This is a genomic window from Clostridia bacterium, from assembly GCA_012841935.1.
Lineage (GTDB): Bacteria > Bacillota > Peptococcia > DRI-13 > DTU073 > DUTS01.
In genome coordinates this window covers 1-3265 of sequence record DUTS01000101.1, presented here as the reverse complement: position 1 = coordinate 3265, position 3265 = coordinate 1, and the positions used below count along the sequence as shown (strand labels likewise).

The following is a 3265-nucleotide window of genomic DNA, read 5'->3' as shown; positions in this document are numbered from 1 at the left end:
GTACGTCCACATATAGGATATTGTTAGGTTGACACAAAACAAATCACATGTGAGGTACTGCCACTATGTTTATCGTATCATGTTTTTGTGCAACTAACAACTTTTATTATTTTATTATTCCTAGGCCACCACCTCCTTGAATAAGAATGTCATTTAACAAATCAAAACTTTTATTTCAAGGAGGTATACAGTTATGGCATTTCAGCCTTACATTAAGAAATTTAACGATTTACTGATACTGCGTGATTTAACCTATAATACCGTCAAATCTTATAACAGCATGCTGCGCAGATATCTTTCCTGGGTAGCATCGTCCCGGAAAACCCCCGAGGAGATCTCTTTTGCAGAAATCAGGGCTTATCTTTTGTTTCTTAAACAGCAAAGGGTTCTTTCCAACAGCAGTATTAATGCACATATTTCTCAGCTGAAGTTTTTTCATTTGTACGTTTTGGGAAAACCTTGGAACAAGTATGAAGTTCCTTACATGAAATTTCATACCAAGCTTCCCGATATTCTTACCCTTGACGAGGTTAATTATTTTATCAAGACTATCGCCAATTTAAAGCATAAAGCCTGTATTGCACTTTTATATTCCGCAGGCTTAAGGGTTAGCGAAGTGCGTCATCTACGTTATGAGGACATCAGCCGTAAAAACATGCGCATCTATGTCCGGCCTTCCAAATCAAGAAACGACCGCTACGCTATTTTATCTCGGAAAGCCTTGGATATTTTAACACAGTACTGGCTTTCATTCGGCAAACCCAAAGACTGGCTGTTTCCAGGCACTAAAAAAGATCGTCCAATTGTTAGCTTTACTGTATCCCGTTTTATAACAGATCATTGCCGTCTCCTTGGCTGGGATAAAAAAGTTACTGCACATATGTTTAGGCATTCCTTTGGTACTCATTTATACGAGCAAGGCTACGATCTTTTGACTATCCAGAAGTTATTAGGCCATAAATCGGCAAGCTCAAGCCTTCTTTACGTCCATTTAAGCACTAAAACCATGAAAAAACTGAAAAGTCCTTTTGATATTGAGGAACGTCTATGAGTTACCCTATACAGGATATTTTTCTTAAATATTATAAATCGGCGGTAGCTAAATATCCAGTAGATGAGTTCACAGATAAGGTTGCACATGCCATTATGGAATGCAAAACTGCTACTTTGGGCGGTAATGCCAGCGTCTGCCAGGATTGCGGTCATATGGTAGTACATTATAATTCTTGTCGGAATCGCCATTGCCCTTGTTGCCAGGGGCTTGTAAAGGAAAAATGGATCGATAAACGGAAAACAGAGGTAATCGATGCACCTTATTTCCATGTGGTCTTTACTGTGCCTGAAGAGCTTAATTCTTTAATTTACACTAACAAAGAGCTGCTTTATGCATTGTTGTACAGAGCAAGTGCAGATACCTTAACAACGCTGGCCCGGGATAAAAAGTATCTTGGTGCTTCTATTGGGTTTATGAGTATTCTTCATACCTGGGGCCAAACGCTAAATTTTCATCCTCATATCCATTGTGTCGTATTAGGCGGCGGTCTTACCAAAGAGCAGAAATTTAAAACTGTTAAAGGTAATTTCTTGTTCCCTGTCCATGTGGTATCTAAACTTTTTCGTGGAAAGTTTATGGCTGCTTTTAAAAAACTGTACAAGTCCGGCAAATTGGTGTTTGCGGGTTCTTCATCCAAATTTAGGTATGCTGGTGAATTTCAAAGGCTTGTTGAACTTTTATATTCGAAAAAGTGGATACCCCACATTAAAGAAACTTTTAAGGGTGCTGAAAATGTTATTGAATATTTAGGAAGGTATACCCATAGAATTGCTATTTCTAATTCGCGAATTGTAGCAATTAAAGATACCGGTGTTACCTTTACCGTTAAAAACTACAAAAAAGAGGGTAAGAAATCCCATGTAACTCTTACGCCGGTAGAATTCATCAGGCGATTTCTTATGCATATATTGCCTAAAGGATTTGTAAAAATCCGCTACTACGGTATTTTAAGCAACCGTTTAAAAAAGGTGAAATTAGCTATCTGTCGCAAAATTATTAAATGCAATTACCCAAAATCCTGCCTGGAAGACCTTACGGCGGCCCAAATCATTTTGGTGCTTTTTGGGGTGGATATCTTTAAATGTCCGAAATGTTCGAGCCATAATTTAAGGTCGGTAACGTTAATTCCGCAACTGGAATAAAGGTAAGCAACTGAATAGTTTTTTTTAAAATCTAGCAACGGCTAGGTTTATTAAGCATACCCTTTTAAGCTCCCTTTATAAATTTGTTCATGTTTAGGGCCAAATTGAACTTTACTTTTAGGTATATGCAATCATTTTTAGGGGAAAGAAAAACATTTGAATACCCATAGTATTTTGCTAAAAAGATAAATTGTGCACGACGCGACTATTGTTCAATAGGAAAAATTGCAATTGAAAGCCAGTAGTAAGTGGGCCAAAAAGGTGGCCTGCTTTTCTTTTCTGGCTTTCAACTACAATTCTTTCCTGAAATATTATATCATTTAGGGAAGTTAATGCCTACTAAATAAGCAATAAAATTAGGGGTTCCGCCAGATTTTACTCTTTCTGGAATAGACTATATTTTAAGGTAAAAAGATATTTCGCAAGATGTAGTTTTGTTTTATTTAGAGACTTTTTCACCAGTCTGGGACGGTTCTTTTTGCTTCAAAAAATGGTATTATAATCATATAAATGACAGTGCTCTAATTGGCTGGCAACACAAAAAACCGCCCCCTTGTGTTCATATTTTACCCTTCTGTTTGGAAATTGTGTGTTTCCTTCTGTTCTAGGGAAATAACCACCTCCAACAAAGAATCATCAAGGAATCTAACCTTACCCAGAGGACATTCCTTCCCCCAAATTCTACGAAGCCTTTCCCCTTGCTCCATTTGTGCCACAACTAATTCCATTTGCCCTTCTTCAACATTTTCAAGATAAAAGGCAAAATATTTATCATCGGCGGAAATGTACAACTGACCGCAAATTACTTCGCCAGCTCCGGTTTCGAAACAAAGATTACCCGCCCCATCCCTTATTTTTTGATGACCATCCAGATAGTTAGGGTGGGGCATTCCTTCCAAATAATATAGTTTGTCCCTTTGTTTATTCCAGGTAAAAGTAGTTCCATAATAATTACCAACCACCTTTTTTGCGACTGCATCAATAACCGTGTAAATTCCCAAGGAAGGATTAATATGGTCTTTTAAAATCAATGTCTGATTATCAAGCCAACAAAATTTTTCAATGGAAG

General features: G+C 37.5%; 3 protein-coding genes. 2 read left to right on the top strand and 1 reads right to left on the bottom strand.

Annotation, left to right across the window (positions count from 1 at the left end; all coding sequences use genetic code 11):
- The first annotated feature begins 193 nt into the window (after nt 1-193).
- Nucleotides 194-1051 (top strand): tyrosine-type recombinase/integrase, encoded by an 858-nt coding sequence (locus GX687_05510; protein HHX96893.1) that lies wholly within the window; start codon nt 194-196, stop codon nt 1049-1051.
- A complete protein-coding gene (locus GX687_05505) occupies nt 1048-2196 on the top strand; it encodes an IS91 family transposase (protein ID HHX96892.1) in 1149 nt (382 codons plus the stop codon). Before GX687_05510 ends, GX687_05505 begins: the two co-directional genes overlap by 4 nt.
- Nucleotides 2197-2762: 566 nt before the next feature.
- Here GX687_05505 and GX687_05500 read toward each other — a convergent pair.
- Nucleotides 2763-3265: hypothetical protein (locus GX687_05500; protein HHX96891.1), on the bottom strand; the 503-nt coding region annotated here is incomplete at its 5' end.